The sequence below is a fragment of the Stenotrophomonas sp. IS26 genome, from assembly GCF_054188265.1.
Genome location: NZ_JBSZJV010000014.1, coordinates 96,262 through 117,062 on the forward strand (window position 1 = coordinate 96,262; position 20,801 = coordinate 117,062).

Here is a 20,801-nt window from a genome sequence, read left to right on the forward strand (position 1 = left end):
CGTCACCGCTTCTGCAGTGCAGCTTCAAGCAGGCTGACGTACGTATCCAGCCGGGTTCGAAGCCCGATCAACATCCAGCCAGCCGCGTAAAGCAGCACCATCATCCAGATGATCAGGCCCGCAACTGGATTCACATCGAACGCTGTAGCCCAGTCTCCCCAGGTCCAGTTGCGGAACTGTAGATAGAGCGCAACCAGGACCGGGAAGATGCCGAGACGTTGAATACCTCCAAACGCAAACCCCATGCGCTCATCCATGCGCTGGCGCAGTCCACTCGAGAATCGCAGCATTTCCTCGCAGTGCTCGCTCGGGAACGCCCGAAGTTGACCCACAAGGCGGCGCCAGTAGGCGAAATCGACATCCATTTCTACTGCGTGCGAGCGCCGCAGTCTGAGAAGCTGGGGTAGTTCACGCTTTGCCGTGAGGATCAGATGGACGGCAAACCCCGCCAGCTCCACCACCAGACAGATGGATGACGTGATTGCCGCTGGCTGCGGAGCGATGAAGCGTGGGCTCAACGCAGCGGCGAGCAGCCCCACGCCTGCCGCACCCAAGCCGATCCAGAGGGAGGCGCGCTCCACGCGCGACGGCTTCGCCTCCCGGCTACGGGCAACGTAGGCCGCAACGTTGTCGTGTAACCAGGAGAAACTGAGCTCCATTCCAGGGGCAGAAGCTTCGCGTGGTTCAGGTGCGCCAGGCGCTGCGGCGTTCGTGGTCATCTCCATTCCTGATCAGCTCCGCTCTCCGTGCGATCGCAGATCATACCGCCGGCCGGGCAACGACGCCTCCGCGCCCTACCCAGCCAGCCGGCCAGCGCCTTTTACACCGCTTCGGCCTCCGCCCCCACCCCGCCCCGCCGCTGCTCCCGCCGCCGATGCACCCAGTAGTACAGCGTCGGCAGTACCAGCAGGGTTAGCAACATCGCCGAGAGCAGCCCGCCAATCACCACCACCGCCAGCGGCTTCTGGGTCTCAGCGCCAATCGCATGCGACGTCGCCATCGGCAGCAACCCGAACATCGCCAACAGCGCCGTCATCAGCACCGTGCGCAGGCGCTGCAGTGCGCCCTGCACCACGGCGTCGTAGAGCACCATGCCCTGCTCGCGCAATTGCCCGAAGCGCGTCAGCATGATCACGCCGTTGAGCACCGCTTGCCCGAACAACGCAATGAAGCCGATCGCCGCCGACACCGACAACGGAGTCCCGGTCAGCAGCAGCGCCAGGATGCCGCCGATCATCGCCAGCGGAACGTTGGCCAGGATCAGCGCGGCGCTGGTGACGTCCTTGAAGGCATCAAACAGCAGCACGAAGATGATCAGCACCGACAGGGGCACCACCCAGCCCAGGCGAGCCATGGCGCGCTGCTGGTTCTCGAACTCGCCGGACCAGTCGATGCGGTAGCCTTCTGGCAATTGAATGGTGGCATCCACCTGCTTGCGCATATCGGCAACGACGCTGCCCATGTCGCGGCCGGCGATGAAGATGCTCACGGCTTTGACGCGCTGGGCGTTCTCACGCGAGATGTTGATCGCGCCGCTGGCCATGTTGAAGTCCGCTACATCGCCCAGCGTCACTGTCTGGCCTGAGGCCGTCCCCACCGGCACGGTGCGCAGGCGCTGCAGATCGCGGTCGGCATCGGACAGGCGCAGGCTGATCGGGAACTGGCGCTCGCCCTCCCACAGTTGGCCGACCTCGCGGCCGCCGATGGCGGTCTCGATCACGGCATCGATATCCTGCACGTTGAGGCCGTAGCGCGCCGCGCGGTCGCGATCGATATCGATGCGCAGCTGCGGCAGGCTGCCGTCGCGGTCGATGAAAGCGCTCTCCACGCCGTCCACGCCCTTCACCTGCGCCAGGATCGCCTGGGCCTGGCCGGTCAGCACGTCCAGATCCTCGCCACTGACCTTGATCACCACCTGGCCCTTGATTTGGGAAATACTCTCCAGGATGTTGTCGCGCACCGGCTGGAAGATCGAGAACTCGGGGCCGGGAATACGCGCTTCCAGAATGCGCTGCATCTGCGCCACCAGCTCGCGCTTGTCGATCTTTCGGGTCCACTCGGACTCGGGCCTGAGCGCAACCAGCGCTTCGATCTGGTTGGCGCCCTTGGCATCGGAGCCATCCTCGGGGCGACCCAGCTTGGCCACCACCGTCGAAACCTCGGGCAGGGTCCGCACCAGGTCACGGATGCGCCGGGATTGGGCCTGCGCCTCGGCCAGGCTGGTGCTGGGGTCGAGTGTGGCGGTCAGCCAGATCGAGCCTTCGTCCAGTTCGGGCAGGAATTCCGACCCCAACCGCGTGCCCAACGCCAGCGTCACCACCAACATGGCCACTGCCGCAAGCACCACCGCACGGGGCCGCGCCATCGCCCCCTCCAGCCACGGGCGGTACCAGCCGACCAGCCGGTTCATCACCGGGTTCTCGCCTTTCAACCGCTCGCGCCGCAGCCACCAGAAGCACAGCAGCGGCACCACGGTCAGGGCAAGGATCAGTGCGCCGATCAGCGCCGACGTCACCGAATAGGCCATGGGGGCGAACATCCGGCCTTCCTGGCGCTGCAGGGTGAAGATCGGGATGTGCGCGGCGATGATGATCAGCATCGAGAAGAAGGTCGGCCGCCCCACCTCCGACGCGGCTGACAACACCGTCGCCATGCGCTCGCGCCGGGTGCTGCCGGGCGGCATCTTCGACATGCGCGAGACGATGTGCTCGGTCACGATCACCGCACCATCGATGATGATGCCGAAGTCCATCGCGCCCAGTGAGAGCAGATTGGCCGGCACGCCCCACAGGTGCAGGCCGAGGAAGGTCGACAGCAAGGCCAGCGGCATCATCGCTGCCACGATCAACGCCGCACGGGCGTTGTAGAGGAACAGCCACAGCACCAGGAACACCAGCACCGCACCCTCCACCAGGTTGCGGAACACCGTCTTCAGGGTGGTCGAGACCAGCCAGGAACGGTCGTAGAACGGTTCAAGCGTGACCCCGTCCGGCAGGTGAGTGGCCTCGATCTCGGCCACGCGCGCATGCAACGCATCCAGCACCAGGGACGGGTTCTCGCCCTTGCGCATCAGCACCATGCCGAACACGGCGTCGTCGTTGTCATCCTGGCCAACCAGGCCCTGCCGCGGCAGGCCGGTATCGACGATGCGGGCGAGGTCGCGCACCAGCACCGGTGTGCCTTGCCGCTCCCCCACCACAACGGTGCCGATATCGGCCGGCGAACGCATCAGCCCAACACCACGGATCAGATACTGCTGCTGCCCACGTTCTACATAGCCGCCGCCGGCGTTCGCACTACCCCGCTCCAGCGCCTCGGCAAATTCCTCCAGGCTGATCCCGCGGTCACGCAGCTTGCCCAGGTCCGGCTCCACCTGGAAGGTCCGTGCATAGCCGCCAAAACTGACCACGTCGGCCACGCCCGGCACCGTACGCAGGCGCCGCTCCATGACCCATTCCTGCACGGTGCGCAGCTCAGTGGAGCTCATGTGTGGCGCGTGCAGGACATAGCGGTAGATCTCGCCCACCGCCGAACTCATCGCCTCCATCTCCGGCTGCACACCGTCGGGCAGGTCCACCCCCCTGCAGGCGCTCCATTACCTGGGCGCGCGCGAAATAGTCGTCGGCGCCGTCATCGAAGGTCAGGATGATCATCGACAGCCCGAACTGGGTGTGCGAGAACACGCGCACCGAGTGCGGGATACCGGACAGCGCCACCTCCAGCGGCATCGTGACTTCGCGCTCAACTTCTTCGGCCGCGCGCCCAGGGTGCAGCGTCACCACGGTGACCTGGGTATCGGAGACGTCCGGGAAGGCTTCCACCGGCAGCTCGCGGAACGCGGCGAACGAGGCGCCGATGAAGATCAGCAGCGCCAGCATCACCATCAACGGCTGACGCAGGCAGTACGCAATCAGACGATCGATCATGGGGCAGCCTTGGCTGCCGCCGCACCACCGGCGGGTGACTCAGCGCTGCCAACGTTTTGATCGAGCACCTGCTGCAGCAGCAGACCGCCGTCCACAACCACGCGCGCGCCGGCGGCCAGCCCCTGCCCCACCCACAAGCGCCCTTGGCCCAACTCCTCGGCCTGCACGGAGCGCCGCGCGAACCGGCCCTTGCCCTCGTCGACGAACACCACCTGCTCACGCCCGAGCAGCAGCACTGCCCCCTCCGGCAGCGATACGCCACCGTCCATCGGCACCGTGATCGCAGCCCGTACGTACTGACCCGCCTTGAAGCGGCGCTCACGGTTGTCCAGCTCTGCACGCGCCTGCACCACGTGGCGCTCGGTGTCGATGTAGTCATCCACATGGCCGAGTACGGCGTGCGCTGCCTCGCCTTGGCCGGGCGTGAGGCTGACGGCCATCCCGGGCTTGAGGCGACCCGCAAGCGCCTCGGGAACATCGACGATCAACCATAGGCGGTCCGGATCGCTCACCACCGCCAACGGCAGCTCGGCATCCGGCGACACGTTCATGCCCGGGCTCATCCGGCGCTCGACCAGGATGCCGTCGATGGGCGAACGCAGCGGCATGCGCTGGTCGATGCTGCGGCTGCTGCCGAAACCGCGGGTCAGCGCCCGCAGGCGGGCATGCTCGGCCTCGTTGGCCGCCAGTGCGGATTCGGCTTCGTCCAGTTCGCGCCCCGAGGCGACGCCGGCCTCATGCAGTTCGCGGACGCGGGCCAGTTCGTTGCGTGCCTGGCGAAGCTCGGCGGCGCCACGGGCGCCCTCGGCCTGCACCTGCCCGAACTCAGGCGAGGTCACCCACGCCAGCACCTGACCCGCCTTGATCTTCTCGCCGGGCGCCGCCTCGATACGCGCCACCTGGCCCGGCAGCGGTGAGCGCAGCTGGCTGGAACGCGTGTCATCCCAGGTGATGCGCGCCGGCAGCTGCAGGACCGAGGCCGAGCCATCGGTCACGGCTTCGCTTCGCAACACCTTCAGTTGCGGGCTGTCGGCAGCGAAGCGGATGGTGGCGCCGTCGACCGTCGGGGCCGGCACGGCCACAGGTCCGGCATCGCGCGCGCAGCCACCGGCCAGCACGGCGGCCACGAGCAACGAAAGCAGCCGGGCCGAGCCGGCGGTGCGGGAATACATCATCGGGGGTGTCCTTCGGAAGCAGTAACGGCGGCATTCCAGCGCGTCAGGGCGGAGACATGCGCCAACCGCGCATCGATCAGATCGGATTCGAACTCGCGCCAGCTGCGCCTTGCATCCAGCAGATCCGTCAACGTGGCGGCACCTCGGCGATAGGCCAGTTCCAGGCCGTCCAGGCTCTGCCTTGCCGCCGGTCCCTGCAGCTGTTCGTACTCGGTGCGGCGCTGTGCGGCGGCGGCCAGTGCGTGCTGCAACTGATCCAGTTCGGCGGTCGCTGCGCGCCGCAACTGCTGCCGTTCCAGGACAGCGGCGTCGTAGTCCGCCTCCGCTCGCTGCTGCTCGCCCCGCCAGCGCTTGGCACCGCCCAGCGGCACGCTCATCGAGACGCCCCAGGTCACCCCGCCGATATCGGCTGGCTCGCGCTCGGCTTCGAGGCCGAACTGCACATCACGCCGGCGTTCACTGCGGACCAGTGCACGTGCTGCGTCCGCCGCGATCACCCGCGCCTCGGCGGCACGCAGATCAACGCGCTCCTCCAACGCGGTCGGTGCGGGTGTCGCGGGTGTCGCGGTCGCGCCCGCGCGCGGCCACGCATCGTCGGCGCTGAGCGCAGCATCGATGTCGTTGCCCAACAGCAGCGCAAGCACATGGCGTGCCTCGCGAAGGCCACGCTCGGCCTCACGGGCGGCATCGGCCACCTTGAGGTCATCCACCGCCAACCGTGCGCGCTCGATCGGGGCCAGGGCGCCGGTCGCCACCTGCTTGTCCGCTGCAGCCAGGCTCTCCGCCGACGCACGGCGGTCCTCCGCCGCGATGCGTTGCAGTTCCTGCGCAGCCTTCAACCCGAAGTACGCCTCGGTGAGCGCCACCTGCTGTTGGCGTCGCCCGTCGAGCAGGCTGAGGTTGGCCGCCTCGACCAAGGCGTCGGCCTGACGCATGCGCCAACCGCGCTTGCCACCACGCTCCCAGGTCCAACCCAGGCCGAGGGTGGAATCCACGCGCTTGTCTTTCCATCGGCCCGGGCCGATGCCCTCCTGCCGGCTGATCTTGGAGGTGCCCACGCTCAGCTCCGGGCTGGGGCGTCGCGATGCACTCACGGCATCGCCCTGCGTGCCGCGCAGCGCGATCGCTGCCGCGAGCAGATCCGGGTTATGCGCTGCCATGGCCTGTTCCGCCTGGGCCAGCGTCAGTGCCGAAGCGGTGCCCGGCACAATCAGAAGTGCGGCCATCAGGGCGGCACAGCGGGTGGTGGTATTCATTGCGGACACGGTAAGGTGCAGCGCTTTCGTCAAACTTTCCCGAACCTTGCGTCAACCTTGCAATGCGCATTCTGCTGATTGAAGACGATGCCGCGCTGGCCGATGGCCTGGTGCGCGCACTCACCCGCGCCGGTCATGCCTGCGATCATCTCGCCCGTGGCCTGGCCGCGCCGTCGGCGCTGGCCAGCGTCAGCTACGACCTGGTGGTGCTGGATCTTTCCCTGCCCGACATCGATGGATTGGATCTGCTGGCTCGGTTACGGCAGGAGGGCTTTTCCGTCCCCGTACTGATTCTCACCGCACGCGATGGCGTGGAGGACCGTATCCGCGGGTTGGATAGTGGCGGCGATGACTACCTCGCCAAGCCCTTCGCCCTCGGCGAACTCGAAGCGCGCCTGCGTGCGCTCGCCCGTCGCCAGTCCACGGCCCCTGCCCTGCGCCAGCTGGGCGCCCTGCGCCTGGATACCGGCACCCGCGAACTGCGTGTTGGCGATCAACCGCTGGAACTTACTGCACGCGAGCTGGCCCTGATGGAGATCCTGCTGCAGCAGCCGGGGCGCATCGTGGCCAAGCAGCGCCTGTTCGATGCGGTCTACAGCTGGGATCACGAGGCCAGCCTGTCGGTGATCGAAGTCCACATCAGCCGCCTGCGCCGCAAGCTGCAACTGGCCGATGCCAAAGTCGGCATCCGTATGCTCCGTGGTCTTGGCTACCGCCTGGAGGCCAGTGATGGCTGAGGCACCGTACAGCCTGCGCGGCGTCCTGCTGCGGCGCCTGTGGCTGCCACTGCTGGTGCTGCTGCTGGCCAGTGCGGTGGGCTCGTTCGTGTTGGCGCGGCACTACGCCGAACAGGTGTACGACCGCTGGCTGCTGGATTCGGCGATGGCGCTGGCACAGTTGATCGAGGTGCGCGGCGACACCGTCCACATGGAGATTTCCCCCGCCGTCTCGCGCATGTTCACCTGGGACACGGTGGATCGGATATATGGCGACGTGACCCGCGCCGATGGCACGCGACTCTACGGTACCGGCGCGCTGCCGAGGGCCACCGCCGTGCTGGCCGAGGACGCCGATGACAGCCCGGCGCGCAGCTACTATGACGCGGTGATCGACGGCCGCGACGTGCGCGTCGTGCAGGTCGCGATGACCCCGCCGGGCTCGGCCACCCCGATTGTGATCCGCGTGGCCGAGACCCGTACCAAACGCCTTCGATTGGAGCATCGCCTGCTGCTGGCGAGCATTCCGCTGCAGGGCACGATCCTGCTGCTTGCCGCGTGGCTGGCCTGGTCAGGTACCGGCGCCGCAGCGCGGCATACCAACGGTGCCGCACGGCGGCTGGCCAGTGCTCCGCTTGATGCGTTGATGCCCCTGGACCCACAGGACGCCGCGCCGCGCGAGCTGTGGCCCGCCGTGGATGCCTTCAACCAGCTCGTGAGCCGGCTTTCGGCGATGCAGGATGCCCAGCAGCGCTTCATCAGCAACGCGGCACACCAGTTGCGCACACCGCTGGCCGGGCTGCAGATCGAGCTGGAGAGCGCGCTGCGCGAACAGGATCCGGCCGCACAGCGGGACGCACTGGCAGGCCTGCTGCGGGGGCTGACGCGCCTGCGCCACCTCACCCATCAACTGCTCATCTTGAGCCGTTCCGAAGACAGCGCCGGCGCGATGCTGGCGATGCGGCCGGTGGACATTGCCGAGCTGGCGCGCGAAGCATTGGAGCGCCTCATGGATGGCGCCGTGATCGCAGGCGTCGACCTGGGGTACGAAGGGCCGGATGCCGGTGTGATACTGATCGGAGAACCGCAGTTGTTGCGCGAAGCGATCAGCAACCTGGTCGACAACGCGATGCGTTACGGCGCGCTTGAAGGCGTGATCACGGTGAGCGTGGAAACGATCCAGGGCGAGATCCGTATCAGCGTCAATGACAACGGCCCCGGCATCGATCCCACCCTGCGCGGCCGCGTTACCGAACGCTTCTGGCGGGGGGACGCCAGCGGCGATGGTTGCGGGCTGGGCCTGGCGATCGTCGCCGAGATCGCCGGCAGGCACGGCGCCACGCTGTCCATCGGCACATCGCCACTGGGCGGCGCCAAGGTCATGCTCGCCTTCCCTGAGCAACGCGGATGACCGCCTTCACGGCACCCAGTACACCGCCGTGAGTGCGTCGGCCAGCCGTGTCGCGGCCTCCTGCTGCGTAAACGGCGGCGCGCGTGGCGGATCGTAGACCTCCGGGCGCGTGCCAGCCACGACCAGGTCGATCGCATAGCAGCTGCCGTGGTGAACCGCACGATAGCTCTCGGCCGACACGTAGTGGCTCATCGCCGCATCGCCCACGGTGAAGTGCGTGAACGGGACGCCGCCGATATCCACCGGTGCCGAGGCGGCAGGACCGCTCGCTTCTGCTGGCGTATCCAGGCAGGTGCGGACCGATGCGGCGTTGTCGCTGCGTCCGATCCGCAACTCCCCGGCAGTGACCCGATCCGAGCCTTCCAGCACCAGCGCCACCAAGGGCATGCCCACGCTGTCCGGCGGCGCGAACAGCTTCCAGGTCGGGGACGCCAGGTAATCGCGCTGGAAATCGCGGGCGACCCGGGTACCGACGACCGGGCCAACCGCTATGCCGGGCGCCGCGTCCTGATACACCGGTGACGGGCGCCCGGCAGTGGCCGCGGCGGGACCCGGATCAGCGGCCTTCGCCGCCCCCGGGTCCGCACCGCTGGGCTGCACCACGGCTGTGGCAACGCCTTCGCCCTGCGGCGAACAGGCACACAGCAGGGCCGTCAAACCGACCGCCATCCACCCTGCGCTGTTCCGGATCTGCTTTTGCATAAGGGGCTCCCCTGACAATGGCCCCAGACTGCCTCGCGATCCGTGAACGTCATGCCATACCGCCGCTCGCGAGGCACCGCTCAGTAGTCATAGCTCACGCTGACCCGCAGCGATCGCGGCGCCTGCCTGATGGTCGCTGCGCCATACAGCGGATCGGGCTGGCCCGGATCCAGCTCGGAGTACGGCGACTCCCACAGCGCCACCTGACTGTTGAACACGTTGAAGACATCCAGATTGAAGCCCAGCCGCCCCTCGGCCACCGCGGGGCGGTAGGACACCCCCAGGTCCAACTGCTTCAGCCACGGCAGGCGCCCCTGGCTGCCCGGAGGCGCCGGCTGCCCATTGTAGAAGTGATACGCGATGCCATAGCCGGAAGGGTCTTCGTAGTCCGGCCCATACGAGCCCAGCGCACTGAACGGCGAGCCGGAGAGCACCTTGAGATTGGCCGAGAGCAGCCACTCCGGCGTCAGCTGGTAATAGCCGTGCAGCTTGAACTGATGGGTGTGATCGTTGCTCTGCGGTCCGTTGGTGTGCTCCATCAGCTGGGCGTAATCCCATGCCTGGGTAGTGGACACGGCGGTCTGGCCGATGCCGGAGAGCAGCTGCCCTTCGGTGGTGCCGTAGCTGCGCGACCAGGTGTAGTCGCCGCGGGCATACCAGCGGCCATCAAACGGATGCTCCAGCGAGAGGTTCACCGCGTAGTAGTTACGCTTGAACTGCGGGAAGCCCATTTCCGCGTTGCTCAGCGGGACGGTCACGTAATTGCCGCCGGTGTCGACCAGATTGAAGGTGTTGGCGCGCCCGGGGTTGATCAGCCAGCAGCTGACCGGGTTGCTGTCCTTGGTCACGTTGTAGCCCAGGCTGCTGGCCTTGCCGAGCACCGCATCGATATCGCAGTAGTCGTCCACGCCGCTGCGCAGCACGCGGTAGGTCGCCTTGGCGCCGTACACCCAGTTCTGGCCCAGTGCCTTGCTGAAGCCGAGGATGAACTCGTCCTGGTAGGACGGCTCGATGCCGGAGGTCGCCACCGTCTTCGCATCCGGCAGCAGGCCGTAGTTGTTGTTGGCCGACACCGCGCCGGAGAACTGGGTGAGGTCGGTCGGGTAGCCGTTGCTGTCGATGCCGCCGTAGGTGTAGTACGTCGAGGTGGCAAGCGTCGCACCCGCCGCATTGAAGGCCGGGTTCAGCGGCAGTGCGAGGTAGTAGCGCCCCACGTTGCCGAACACCTTGAACCGCCCATCGCCATCGACGTCCCAGCTGAACCCAAGACGTGGCGCCCACTGACCGCTGGTCTGCTTGATGTAGGCATCGCCATCGCGGTTGAAGTTGGTGAACTGATCCAGGCGCAGGCCGAGGTTGAGCAGCAGGCGATCGGTCACCTGCCAGTTGTCTTCGATGTACTGCGCCCGCTGCGACGCACGCACCGAGGCCAGCGCACTGTAGATGTACTGCCGCACGTAGTAGCCGTCTTCGCCATTGCGGATGCCGCCGGTGGCCGGCACGCCCAGGCCGGTGTTGATCGGCACGTTCGGGTTGGACTGCCCGTAGATCCAGTAGTAGCCATCGGCCGAGGCGACCGAGCCACGGTTCAAGGCACGGGCGTTCTGGTTGTCGATGCCGACGGTGATGCTGTGGTCGCCCCACACGTAGTTGGCATCCAGCCGCAGGTTGTTGCTGCGGTTGCCCCGGTCCGGGTTGACCAGCAGCGAGGTGGTCTGCGCATTGGTGATCGGCACACCACCGGTCAGGGCCGGGTTCTGCAGCGTGGGGCTGTTGATGTACGTCAGGCTGCCGTCGTAGGCCGGGTTGCCGATGTAGTCATCCGTGCGCATTTCGCCGTACTGCGCGCTGACAGTGAGCCGATCGGTGAGGTACCCGGTGTACTTGGCCGTCCACAGGTCGCCACCGGTCTTGGTGGTGTCTTCCTTGCCGCGCTGGGCGCCACGGGTGAGCGTGTCGTAGTCGTAGGCGAAGATGTCGCCCCGGAAGACGTTGCGACTGGAGGCGCCGGTCACTTCGAGCAGGTGGTTGTCGGTGATGTTCCAATCCACCTTGGCGTACCAGCGCGGGCGCTCGTACTCGTAATTGGAATACGCATTGGTGGCCTCGACATTCTTGACGTCGGTGCCCTCGCGGCGCTCCAGCTCGTAGGAGCCAAAGAAGAACAGCCGGTCTTCGATCAGCGGGCCTCCAGCGTAGATGCTCTGCGTGCTGACCCACTCGCGGTCCTTGCTCTCCGGCGCATACAGCGCACCGTCACCCGGATACCGCACGTCATCTTTGTCCGAACGCGCTGACGCCGGTTCCCAGGTCGCCTGGCCACCGAAGTGCCACGCGTTGGTGCCGCGCTTGCCGACCGCATTGATCACGCCGCCATCGGAGCGGCCGTACTTGGCGCTGTAGCCGCCGGTATAGATTTCCTGCTGGTCGATGCTGCCGTAGGGCAATGTCAGGCCGCCCAGGCCGCGCAGTGGGTCGGTGCTGTTGAAGCCGTTGATGTAGTACGCGTTCTCTGCGGCAGACGAACCGCCGAAGCTCACCAGCTGGGCGCCGGTCGGGCCGGCATACGTGCCGTTGCCGCTGTTGCCGATCACGCCGGGCGCGAGCTGGGCAATGGCCTCGGCCGAGCGGCCCAGCGGCAGCCGTTGCAGCTGCTCGGCCGTGATCACGGTGCGCGAATCCACGCTGCTGACATCGATGGCCGCCGCGGCGCGGTCGGCGCTGACCTGGACGCCATCCAGCCGGGTGACCTCGGCGAAGGAGACCTCGGTGCTGGTGCCGACGGTGAGCGCGACGTTCTGCCGGGTCTGCAGCACGTTGCCGTCGGCATCACGCGCCTCCACCGAGTAACGACCAAGCGGCAGCTGGGGGATGGTGTAACGACCGCGCGCGTCCACCGTCACTTCACGGGTAAGGCCGGTGTCGCTGCGAACGAACATGCGCTGCGCCGATGCAGGCGCCTGACCGGCGATCGCGCCGGTGGTGGACTGTGCATGTACCAAGGGAGATGCGGTGGCGAGCAACACCGCCACTGCCAGCAGGTGCGGGCGCAGGGAAGAACGAGCTATTGTCATCGTGGGGCAATCGGTAGTGGGGGAAGCGATTTCATTAATCCCGCTCCTGCCCCAATGCAGAAATGCGCAGGCGTTATGTCGTGTTCGCCGATGGCGATATCGCGTGCGACCCAACCATGACATTCGTCACCGCGCGAGCGGCATGGCAACGCTACGCAGGCGAAGCGCGCAGGCTGGCTGCACGCGCCTTATCACGGCAAGGCCTGCCGTCATAAGCAATCCGAATCAAGGGGATGCGGCCGGAGCTGCCCACGCTTCCTACAATCAGGCACGCCTCCTGCCCTGCCTCCCCTTCTGGATTCCTCAATGCGCCTTGCTCTGTCCCTTGGTCTGCTGGGTGTGGTCACCCTGCTACCTGCCTGCACCCCTGCCCCCGCCCCCGCTGCCACCGCCACGCCTGCTGCGACCGGGCAGGCGCCTGCGGAAATTGCCTGGCGCCACGGCGACGTGGACGACGCCTTCGCCGAGGCGCGCGACAGCGGCAAACCGGTGCTGCTGTACTGGGGCGCGGTGTGGTGCCCGCCCTGCAACCAGCTCAAGGCCACGCTGTTCAAGGATCCGGCCTTCATCGCGCTGACCCGGCAGTACGTGCCCGTCTATCTGGATGGCGACGAAGAAGGCGCGCAGGCCTGGGGCGAGCGCTTCGGCGTGCGCGGCTACCCGACGCTGATCGTGCTCGACCCCGAGCGCAACGAGCTCACCCGCCTGGCCGGTGGCAACGACAGTGAAGCGCTGACCCGCGCACTCACCCTGGCCGCCGGCCGCCGCACGGCCGTCAGCGAGGTGCTGCAGCACGCCCTGAGCACACCCGGGGACGTCAGCGCCGACGACTGGCGCGTGCTCGGCGATTACGGCTGGGAAGTGGATGCCAATCGCCTCGCCGGTGATCGTGATGCAGCGTCATTGCTGCAGCAACTGGCCAAGGCGGCGCCCGAGCCTGCGCTGCAGCGGCGGTTCGCGTTACTGGCGCTCGGCGCCGGCAAGCCGGACAAGACACCCACACCGGCGCAACGCACCCGCACCCGCACCCTGCTCGATGCCGTTCTTGCAGCACCCGCGGAGGTCCGGGCCAATCGTGACCTGCTCGGCTACCAAGGCCCTGCCCTGGTGGCGCTGGCCAGTGCCACGCCGGAACAGGCGCAGCAGCTGGGAGTGCAGCTGCTCAAGGCGCTGGATGCCGCCGACCACGCACTCGGCGACAAGGCCGATGCGCGGCTGGGCACGGTGATCACCGAACTCGCCCTGCAGCGCCAGCAGCACCCCGACCAGGCCATTCCGGCCGCGCTGAAGACAAGGGCGACGCAACGCGTCGCGGCCGCCGATGCGGCCGCGACCACGCTGCACGAGCGCCAAGCGACGATCAGCACCGCGGTGTACGTGCTGCGCCAGATCAACGACGACGCTGCGGCAGAGAAACTGCTGCTCGCCGAGCTTGATCGGAGTGAGACGCCGTACTACTACATGCCTGAATTGGCCGACCTTGCCGAAGAACGCGGCGACAAGGCTTCGGCCATCGCCTGGCTGCACAAGGCCTACCAGGGCGCACAGGGGCCGGCCACCCGCGTGCAGTGGGGCGTGCTGTACGTGGAGGGCCTGCTGCGCCTGAGCCCGGATGATGCGGCGGCGATCGAGACCGCCACAGGCGAGGTGATCGCCGATCTCGCCGTGCAGCCGGCCGGCTACCACCAGCGCACCCGCCAGCGCTTCGAACGGCTCGGTACCGCATTGCAGGCGTGGAGCCGCGAGCATCACGGCGCGGAGAGCCTCAGCCGGCTGCAGGCGCGGATGACCGCAACGTGCGCAAAGGCGGCCACCTCGGACGACGGCAGTGCGGGCTGCCAGGGGTGGCTGAAAAGCTGATGCGGGGCGTCGCCTAACCCTTGAGGCGCTCCTCCAGCGCATGCAGTCGCTGCAGATAGGGTGCGCCGGGCACCAGCTCTGCCTCCAGCAGTGGCTTGGCCTGCGCGATCTGCCGGCGCGCAGCCTCCCGCTCGCCGTTGGCCTGCAGCGCCTCGGCCAGCGGTACGCGGTAGCGTGCCACGGACGGCGCTTCTGCCCCGAACAACGCAACATTGCCCTCCAGCACCGCGCGCCAGCGGGTCGCCGCCAAGGCGGCCTGCCCGGCACGCAGCGCCGCTTCGGCCTGCATCTGCTGGTAGCGCAGCTGCAACGGCGGCGACATCGACGGTACGATCGGCGCCATCGCCAGCAGCGCCTGCTCTGCCTGCGCCGATTGCCCGCGGTGGATCATCCACTCGATCTCGCCCAGGTGCGAAATGCGCAGATCCGGCGCGTCGGCCGGGCTGATCCGCTGCCAGATCGGCAACACGCGCTGGATCAGCGGGCCGGCCTGGTCGGCACGACCGCTGCGCATCAGCAGCCGCGCCAGGTTCATCTCTGCCCGCAGGCTGGAAGGCTTGTCCGGCCCCAGGACCTGGCGGCGGATCGCCAGCGAGCGCCGGTACAGCTGCTCCGCCTTGCCCATATCGCCGCGGGCTTCTTCCAGGTTGGCGTAGTTGTTGAGGTTGATCGCGTGGTCGATGCTGTCTTCGCCACTGGTGAGCGCACTGATGCGCAGACAGGTATCAAAGCCCTCCGCACTCTCCGTGTAACGACCGAGATCCATGTGCAGCAAGGCCAACTCGCAGTACGCCAGGGCCGTGCGGGAACTGTCCTGTCCATACAGCTGCAGGCTGAGATCGCGCGACTGCAGCAGCAGCGGTGCAGCCTCGTTCGGCTTGCCGCCTTCCTGCAGGGTCATGGCCAGTGCGTGCAGTCCGTGCTGGTAATCGGCACTGGTCTCACTGCGGCGCCGTTTGATCTCCAGCGAGTCGCGCAGCAGCTGCTCGGACTTGTCCAGCTCACCGCGGTTGCGGTACATCAGCCCCATGTTCTGCATCACCGTGGCGGTGCCGCCTTCCGTGCCCGGCTCGCGGACGGTGCTGCGCATTGCCAGCGACTGCTGGAACGCCGCCTCGCTCTCGGGATAGCGTTCCAGCTGGCTGTAGGCCAGGCCCAGCGAGTTCAGCACATGTGCGCGCGTGCGTGCATCGTCTTCGCGATCAAGCAGCTGCAGCGCACGTTCGGCGTACTTCAGGCCTTCTTCGCCCCGCTTGCCGTTGCTCATCTCCACCGACAGATCGCTGTAGGTCTGCGCCGCCAGGCGCGCGCGATCGACCGACGGCGATGCCAGGCCTTCAGCCGCGCTGCGCAGCAGCGTCTCGGCCTGCTTGGGCAGGCCGATGTTCTGGTACGCGCGCCCCAGCACGCTCTGCAGGCGCGCCCGCAACGCCGGCGAATCGGCCAGCTCCGCATCGACCTGCGCCGCGCTGGCATCGAGCACTGCGCGTGCACTGACATCTTCGGTGCCGCGTGCACCGCGCTCGCGCGGATCGGCGGCATCGAAGGCGGCGACCAGGAACTCGCTGACCTGCTCGGCGATCGCCGCTTCTTCCTGAGCGCGCGCACTGGATTCGCTCAATCGCCAGACGAAGCCGCCCGCCATGGCCGTCACCGCGACGGCCACGCCGGCCGCCTGCCAGTGCCGACGCAGCCACCGGTGCGTGCGGTAGCCCGCTCGCCCGCCTCGCGCCCGCACCGGGTGATGCGTCCGCCAGCGCTCGATGTCATCCGCCAGCGCCTCCACCGAGCCATAGCGCTGGGCGGGGTCACGTGCGCTGGCCTTGGCCGCGATCGCATCGAGGTCTCCCTCCAGGTGCTTTCGCCACGCGCACGATGGCCGCGCCCAGCGGCTGGGCAACGGAACCGCGGCACCCGCCGGCTGCCCATCATGGCCAAGCCGGCGATCGGCCAGCATCTCGACCAGGATCACACCGAGGCTGTACACGTCGGTGGTGACACCCACCGGCTCGCCCGCAATCAGTTCAGGGCTGGCGTAGACCGGCGTGTAGAAACGGTCGGCGCGGGACTCGGCTGCGCTGTCCAGCCAGCGTGCGATGCCGAAATCCAGCAGCACCGGCTCGTTGTCCGCGCGCACCAGGATATTGCTGGGCTTGAGATCGCAGTGCACGACCAGGCGTGCGTGCGCGGCCTGCACCGTACGGCAGATCCGAACGAACAGCTGCAGGCGCTGGGAAAGATCGAGCGGACGGTCACAGCAGGCGCGGTCCAGTGGCTCGCCGTCCACGTACTCCATCACCAGATAGGGTTGGCCGGAAGGGGTGCTGCCACCGTCGTACAACCGGGCGATGTTGGGGTGCTCCAGCCCGGCCAGCATCTGCCGCTCGGCGGCCAGGCGCTGGCTGATCTCGGTCGTCGCCAAGCCGCGAAGCAACTTGATCGCCACCCGTTGCTGGTAGGTCTCGTCAGCGCGCTCGGCGAGGAACACCGCTCCCATGCCGCCACTGGCCACGCGCCGGGTGAGCCGCCAAGGACCGATCCGTTCACTTACCTGCACATCCGGCTCGGCAAGCTGGACAATCAACTCGCGCAGGGGGCGCTGCGCGCTGTCCAGCGCCATGGTCTGCGCTTCCAGCAGCTCGATCACCTCATCCAGCAGGGCCGGATCGTTGGTCATCCGCCCCAGCTCGGTGCGCCACGCGGTCGGCGGCAGTTCGCACGCCGCATCGAACATCGTGCGCAGCTGCTGCCAGCGGTCATCCGTCATTGCCCCATCCCCCTGTCACGATAACGCCCCCGATTAGGCCAGGCGCTGATTGAGCCAAGCCTTCGCAAAGCGCAGATCGCGGTCGACCGTCGGCACCGACACCTCCAGCACGACCGCGATTTCCTGGCGGTCCATCCCGCCGAAATACATGTATTCCACCGCACGTGCGGCGCGCTCATCGTGCCCGGCGAGCTGGATCAACGCCTGGTGCAGCGCCAGGACCTCGTAGTCGCAGGTCGGCGCATAGGGCACGTCCTGATCAGCATGCGACAAGGTCAGGTTCCACGCCCCGGCCCCGCGCTTGGCTGCCGCGCCACTGCGCGCAAAATCCACCAGCACCGCGCGCATCTTCAAGGCCGCCAGCGCGAGGAAGTGCGCGCGATCCACGAACTCCACGTCCGAGCCCATCACCCGCAACAGCGCTTCATGCATCAACGCGGTCGGCCGCAGGGTCACGTCGGCATGGCGCTGGCCGATACGGGCTGCTGCCATCTCGCGCAGCGCGGGATAGATCAGATCAAACAGATGCGCCTGCGCCTGCGGATCCCCGCGCCGCCACCGGTGCAGCCACTGCGTGACATCGCCACTCATCATCCCCGCTCCCAAGACGCCAGCCTCTCCGGCCAGACGCCCCCGTCCCTGATGGCCGATGATAGCGCACGGGCGCCTTGGCACCAGCGCGCCGGCGGGGGGCGGGAACGGGGGGCGATCAGGCGCGCGGATGGGCCAGGGCGAAGTCCAGGCCAGCGCATACCGCCGCGACCTGTGCATCGTTGCATTCCTGCGGCGAGGTCCGCGGGCTGTCCGGGTACACCTCGGTGGTGGTGGCGTACAGCGCGTCGGTGAACCCGGCGCAGGCGCCGATCGAACGCGATTCGCCCCAGACCACGCCCGGTGACTGCAGCGGCATGCCGATCAGCTCGCCATTGGCGTCGGCGGGGGCGATGTGCGTGATCTTCTCCACCGCGGCGATCAACGCCTGCTGGAACGCCGGCTGCGGATCTTCGCTGTTGCCGATCACGTAGAAGCCATCGGGAATGATGTCCGGCACCAGGGCGATGCCATCGCGGGCGCAGCGCGCCGGATCGAACTCATGCAGATCGCTGTCGGTCGTTTCATGCAGGTCCAGGTGCACCAGCAGATCATCGCCACGCGCGGCCATCCAGCGCATCAACGAGGCCGCTTCTTCGATCTGGCCCTCACCGCGGAAGCTGCGGTTGGGATCGATCGTATCGGGATTCCAGCGCTGGATGCGCTCATAGCCCCACGGGCTGACGCAGGGCGCGACGATCAGATTGATACGGCCCGCATACGCCTCGGCACGCTGATCCAGGAACTGCAGCGCGCCATGCACGCCGCTGGTTTCATAGCCATGCACGCCGCCGGTCACCAGCGCGGTCGGCAGTGCCGGATCCCACGCATGGCTGACCACCGCAAACAGCGGGTAATGATCCGGCGCGTAGTCCAGCTGGCCGTACTGCACCACATCGAAACGCTCGCCCAGGCGCTCGAGCGCGGCCACCACATCGTCGTGGTAGCTGCGCTGGCGCTGCTGATTGGCGCGCCACTGGGCCCGTTCGGCATCGCCCCACGGCTGGCCGGGGGTGCCGATCGGATAAAAATGCGTGTTGCTCATGGCCGTACTCCAAGGAGAAATCCGGTCGCTGCGGCCGTTGGCTGCGTGCGACATTGCGGCAGACATTCTAGCTGCGGGCGGGCATCCGGCGCTGTGCGGACTACCAACGCTGACACGGAGAAAGAGGACCGGTTGCCCGGCCCTCTTCTCGTTCCACATCGACGGTCAGGCCGTCTGCGCCGCCTCATACCCATTCAAGCGCATGTCGCTGGACGCGCGCCCCTGGGTCAGCGAACGCAGCGAGGTGGTATAGCCACCCAGTCGCGCCAGCGGCGCATAGCCGAGCACTTCCGCCTGCCCATCCTGGTCCTCGATCGAGGCCACCCGTCCGCTGCGACGGTTGAGGTCACCCACCACATCGCCGACATTGCCCGACGGCGCGTGGATGGCGATCTCCATCACCGGCTCCAGCAGCTGCGTGCCCGCTTGGGCCAGCGCCGCTTTCACCGCCTCGCTGCCGGCGCGATGGAAGGCCATGTCCGAGGAGTCCTTGACGTGGGTCTGCCCGTCGACCAGCGTCACCTCGATACCCACCACCGGATAGCCCAGCGGGCCTTCACCGAGTGCAGCGCGAACGCCCTTCTCCACCGCGTTGACGAACCCGCGCGGGATCGCACCGCCGACGGTGCGGTCGACGAAGGTCACCTCGCCATCCTCGCGCGGCATCACATCGATCAGCACCTGGGCGAACTGGCCTTGGCCGCCGGTCTGCTTGGCGACCTTGCCTTCCACCCGCTGCACCGCACGCTTCGGCGTTTCCTGATAGGCCACGCGCGGCTCGCCGGTGCGGATGGTGACGCCCCACTCCGTGCGCAGGCGCTCGACCATCACCTCCAGATGCAGCTCGCCCATGCCCCAGATCAGGGTTTCACCGCTGTCCGCATCGGTCTCGACACGGAACGACGGATCCTCCTGCGCCAGGCTGGCCAATCCTTGGCTGATGCGGATCAGGTCCGAGGCCTTCTCCGCCGTCAACCTCCATGCCAGCACCGCATGCTGCGCCTGGATCGTATCGAGCAGCAGCGGGCGCGAGGGTGCACTCAGCGTTTCACCGCTGACCGCATCCTTCCAGCCCAGCACCGCGACGATGTCACCGGCCACGGCCTGCTTGATGTCGTGGGTCTGGTCGGCCTGCACCCGCACCAGGCGGCTGACGCGTCGCCCTTGCGGATGCTGCGAACTGGCCAGTGGATCGCCCACCTTCAGCGTGCCCGAGTACACCCGCACGAAGCTCAGCGCACCGTGGTTCTGGTGCGTGATCTTGAACAGCAGCGCCGCAAGCGGGCCCTCCGGATCCGGTGGCAGCAGCACCTCGCTGCCGTTCTCGGTGGCGACCACTGCCGGCCGATCCAGTGGCGAGGGCAGATAGTCGACCACCGCATCCAGCAGCGTCTCCACCCCCTTGCTCTTGAACGCGGCGCCGGCCAGCACCGGGACGCCCGCACCGGCCAGGGTGCCGCGACGGATCGCCGCGCGCAGCTGTGCGTTGTCGATCACCGTGCCTTCCAGCCACGCCTGTGCCAGCACGTCGTCGGCATCGGCCACGGCCTCGATCAGCGCCTCGCGCTGCGGCACCCACTGGGCAGCCTCATCGGTCGTCCAGGCATGACGCAGGGCGGTGCCCTTGTCATCCCAATGCACGGTGCTGCGGTCGACCAGGTCCACCCAGCCATTGAACTGGCTTTCGGTCCCGATCGGCACGCCCAGCGCCCACGGCGTCGCACGCAGTTTCTCGCGCAGTTGGGTCAGCACGCGTTCGAAGGACGCCCCGGTGCGGTCCATCTTGTTGGCGAAGGCAATCAGCGGCACCCCGTGGCGACGCGCCTGGCGCCAGACCGATTCGGACTGGGGCTGCACGCCGTCCACCGCGGAGAACACGGCGACCGCACCATCCAGCACGCGCAGGGAGCGCTCCACTTCGATCGCGAAATCGATGTGGCCGGGGGTGTCGATCAGGGTCAGGTGATGGATGGGCTGGTCGCGCGGGGCCCAATGGGCCTGCACGGCGGCCGCGCCGATGGTGATGCCACGCTCGCGCTCGATCGCCGAGAAATCGGTGGTCGCCGCGCCGTCGTGCACCTCACCGACGCGATGGATCTCGCCGGTTTTCCACAGCAGTCGCTCGGTGAGCGTGGTCTTGCCGGCGTCGATGTGGGCAATGATGCCGAGGTTGCGCCGGAGGGTAAGGGTCTGGGTATGGGTGTTCATGGGATAGGTCTCGCTGCCAACATCGGGGAGCCGCACGCCGCCGTTGGCTAACGGGCGTGCGGCCAGTTTG

The 20,801-nt window shown here is 67.6% G+C and carries 12 protein-coding genes and 1 pseudogene; 3 read left to right on the forward strand and 10 right to left on the reverse strand.

Going from position 1 to position 20,801, the window contains the following annotated elements:
* Nucleotides 1–2 precede the first annotated feature (2 nt).
* The 4 genes and pseudogenes from ACW6W5_RS13140 to ACW6W5_RS13155 all read right to left on the reverse strand — a co-directional run bounded on the left by ACW6W5_RS13140 (nucleotide 3) and on the right by ACW6W5_RS13155 (nucleotide 6,357).
* Complete coding sequence (locus ACW6W5_RS13140; RefSeq protein ID WP_226956662.1) at nucleotides 3–719, reverse strand: hypothetical protein; 717 nt, start codon at nucleotides 717–719, stop codon at nucleotides 3–5.
* A gap of 101 nt (nucleotides 720–820) precedes the next feature.
* Nucleotides 821–3,926, reverse strand: a pseudogene (locus ACW6W5_RS13145) (efflux RND transporter permease subunit).
* Nucleotides 3,923–5,101 (reverse strand): efflux RND transporter periplasmic adaptor subunit, encoded by a 1,179-nt coding sequence (locus tag ACW6W5_RS13150; protein ID WP_152153211.1) that lies wholly within the window; start codon nucleotides 5,099–5,101, stop codon nucleotides 3,923–3,925. The pseudogene ACW6W5_RS13145 and the gene ACW6W5_RS13150 overlap by 4 nt, the downstream one beginning before the upstream one ends.
* On the reverse strand, nucleotides 5,098–6,357 hold the full coding sequence (locus tag ACW6W5_RS13155; RefSeq protein ID WP_152153213.1) for a TolC family protein: 1,260 nt from the start codon (nucleotides 6,355–6,357) through the stop codon (nucleotides 5,098–5,100). The genes ACW6W5_RS13150 and ACW6W5_RS13155 overlap by 4 nt, the downstream gene beginning before the upstream one ends.
* 62 nt (nucleotides 6,358–6,419) lie before the next feature.
* Between ACW6W5_RS13155 and ACW6W5_RS13160 the strand changes: the two genes are divergently transcribed.
* On the forward strand, nucleotides 6,420–7,094 hold the full coding sequence (locus tag ACW6W5_RS13160; RefSeq protein ID WP_152153215.1) for a response regulator: 675 nt from the start codon (nucleotides 6,420–6,422) through the stop codon (nucleotides 7,092–7,094).
* Entirely contained in the window at nucleotides 7,087–8,484 is a 1,398-nt protein-coding gene (locus ACW6W5_RS13165) for a sensor histidine kinase (protein ID WP_152153217.1), read from the forward strand. Before ACW6W5_RS13160 ends, ACW6W5_RS13165 begins: the two co-directional genes overlap by 8 nt.
* Before the next feature lie 6 nt (nucleotides 8,485–8,490).
* Here the strand turns inward: ACW6W5_RS13165 and ACW6W5_RS13170 are convergent, their stop codons facing one another.
* Nucleotides 8,491–9,186 (reverse strand): hypothetical protein, encoded by a 696-nt coding sequence (locus ACW6W5_RS13170; protein ID WP_152153219.1) that lies wholly within the window; start codon nucleotides 9,184–9,186, stop codon nucleotides 8,491–8,493.
* An 80-nt stretch (nucleotides 9,187–9,266) separates the two neighbouring features.
* Nucleotides 9,267–12,260: a TonB-dependent receptor gene (locus ACW6W5_RS13175; protein WP_152153221.1), complete on the reverse strand. Its 2,994-nt coding sequence runs from the start codon at nucleotides 12,258–12,260 to the stop codon at nucleotides 9,267–9,269.
* Between the two features lie 306 nt (nucleotides 12,261–12,566).
* On the opposite strand from ACW6W5_RS13175, the gene ACW6W5_RS13180 reads away from it, so the two are divergent.
* Nucleotides 12,567–14,120, forward strand: coding sequence for a thioredoxin family protein (locus tag ACW6W5_RS13180; RefSeq protein WP_152153223.1), 1,554 nt, complete (start codon nucleotides 12,567–12,569; stop codon nucleotides 14,118–14,120).
* 13 nt (nucleotides 14,121–14,133) lie between these two features.
* On the opposite strand, the gene ACW6W5_RS13185 is transcribed toward ACW6W5_RS13180, so the two are convergent.
* The 4 genes from ACW6W5_RS13185 to fusA all read right to left on the reverse strand — a co-directional run bounded on the left by ACW6W5_RS13185 (nucleotide 14,134) and on the right by fusA (nucleotide 20,731).
* Nucleotides 14,134–16,887: a serine/threonine-protein kinase gene (locus tag ACW6W5_RS13185; RefSeq protein WP_152153225.1), complete on the reverse strand. Its 2,754-nt coding sequence runs from the start codon at nucleotides 16,885–16,887 to the stop codon at nucleotides 14,134–14,136.
* Nucleotides 16,888–16,920: 33 nt separating this feature from the next.
* The gene (locus ACW6W5_RS13190; protein WP_183073619.1) at nucleotides 16,921–17,478 is read right to left on the reverse strand and encodes an ECF-type sigma factor; all 558 of its coding nucleotides are present in this window, start codon (nucleotides 17,476–17,478) and stop codon (nucleotides 16,921–16,923) included.
* Nucleotides 17,479–17,596: 118 nt separating this feature from the next.
* Nucleotides 17,597–18,523 carry a M14 family metallopeptidase gene (locus tag ACW6W5_RS13195; protein WP_152153227.1) on the reverse strand — a complete coding sequence of 309 codons (927 nt, stop codon included), beginning with the start codon at nucleotides 18,521–18,523 and terminating at the stop codon, nucleotides 17,597–17,599.
* 165 nt (nucleotides 18,524–18,688) lie between these two features.
* Complete coding sequence (fusA, locus tag ACW6W5_RS13200; protein ID WP_152153229.1) at nucleotides 18,689–20,731, reverse strand: elongation factor G; 2,043 nt, start codon at nucleotides 20,729–20,731, stop codon at nucleotides 18,689–18,691.
* Between the last annotated feature and the right edge of the window lie 70 nt (nucleotides 20,732–20,801).

Excerpts from the sequence above, each read along its gene's own strand:
- ACW6W5_RS13140 (WP_226956662.1), bottom strand. The coding sequence starts at position 719 with ATGACCACGAACGCCGCAGCGCCTGGCGCACCTGAACCACGCGAAGCT.
- ACW6W5_RS13150 (WP_152153211.1), bottom strand. The coding sequence starts at position 5,101 with ATGATGTATTCCCGCACCGCCGGCTCGGCCCGGCTGCTTTCGTTGCTC.
- ACW6W5_RS13155 (WP_152153213.1), bottom strand. The coding sequence starts at position 6,357 with ATGAATACCACCACCCGCTGTGCCGCCCTGATGGCCGCACTTCTGATT.
- ACW6W5_RS13160 (WP_152153215.1), top strand. The coding sequence starts at position 6,420 with ATGCGCATTCTGCTGATTGAAGACGATGCCGCGCTGGCCGATGGCCTG.
- ACW6W5_RS13165 (WP_152153217.1), top strand. The coding sequence starts at position 7,087 with ATGGCTGAGGCACCGTACAGCCTGCGCGGCGTCCTGCTGCGGCGCCTG.
- ACW6W5_RS13170 (WP_152153219.1), bottom strand. The coding sequence starts at position 9,186 with ATGCAAAAGCAGATCCGGAACAGCGCAGGGTGGATGGCGGTCGGTTTG.
- ACW6W5_RS13175 (WP_152153221.1), bottom strand. The coding sequence starts at position 12,260 with ATGACAATAGCTCGTTCTTCCCTGCGCCCGCACCTGCTGGCAGTGGCG.
- ACW6W5_RS13180 (WP_152153223.1), top strand. The coding sequence starts at position 12,567 with ATGCGCCTTGCTCTGTCCCTTGGTCTGCTGGGTGTGGTCACCCTGCTA.
- ACW6W5_RS13185 (WP_152153225.1), bottom strand. The coding sequence starts at position 16,887 with ATGACGGATGACCGCTGGCAGCAGCTGCGCACGATGTTCGATGCGGCG.
- ACW6W5_RS13190 (WP_183073619.1), bottom strand. The coding sequence starts at position 17,478 with ATGAGTGGCGATGTCACGCAGTGGCTGCACCGGTGGCGGCGCGGGGAT.
- ACW6W5_RS13195 (WP_152153227.1), bottom strand. The coding sequence starts at position 18,523 with ATGAGCAACACGCATTTTTATCCGATCGGCACCCCCGGCCAGCCGTGG.
- fusA (WP_152153229.1), bottom strand. The coding sequence starts at position 20,731 with ATGAACACCCATACCCAGACCCTTACCCTCCGGCGCAACCTCGGCATC.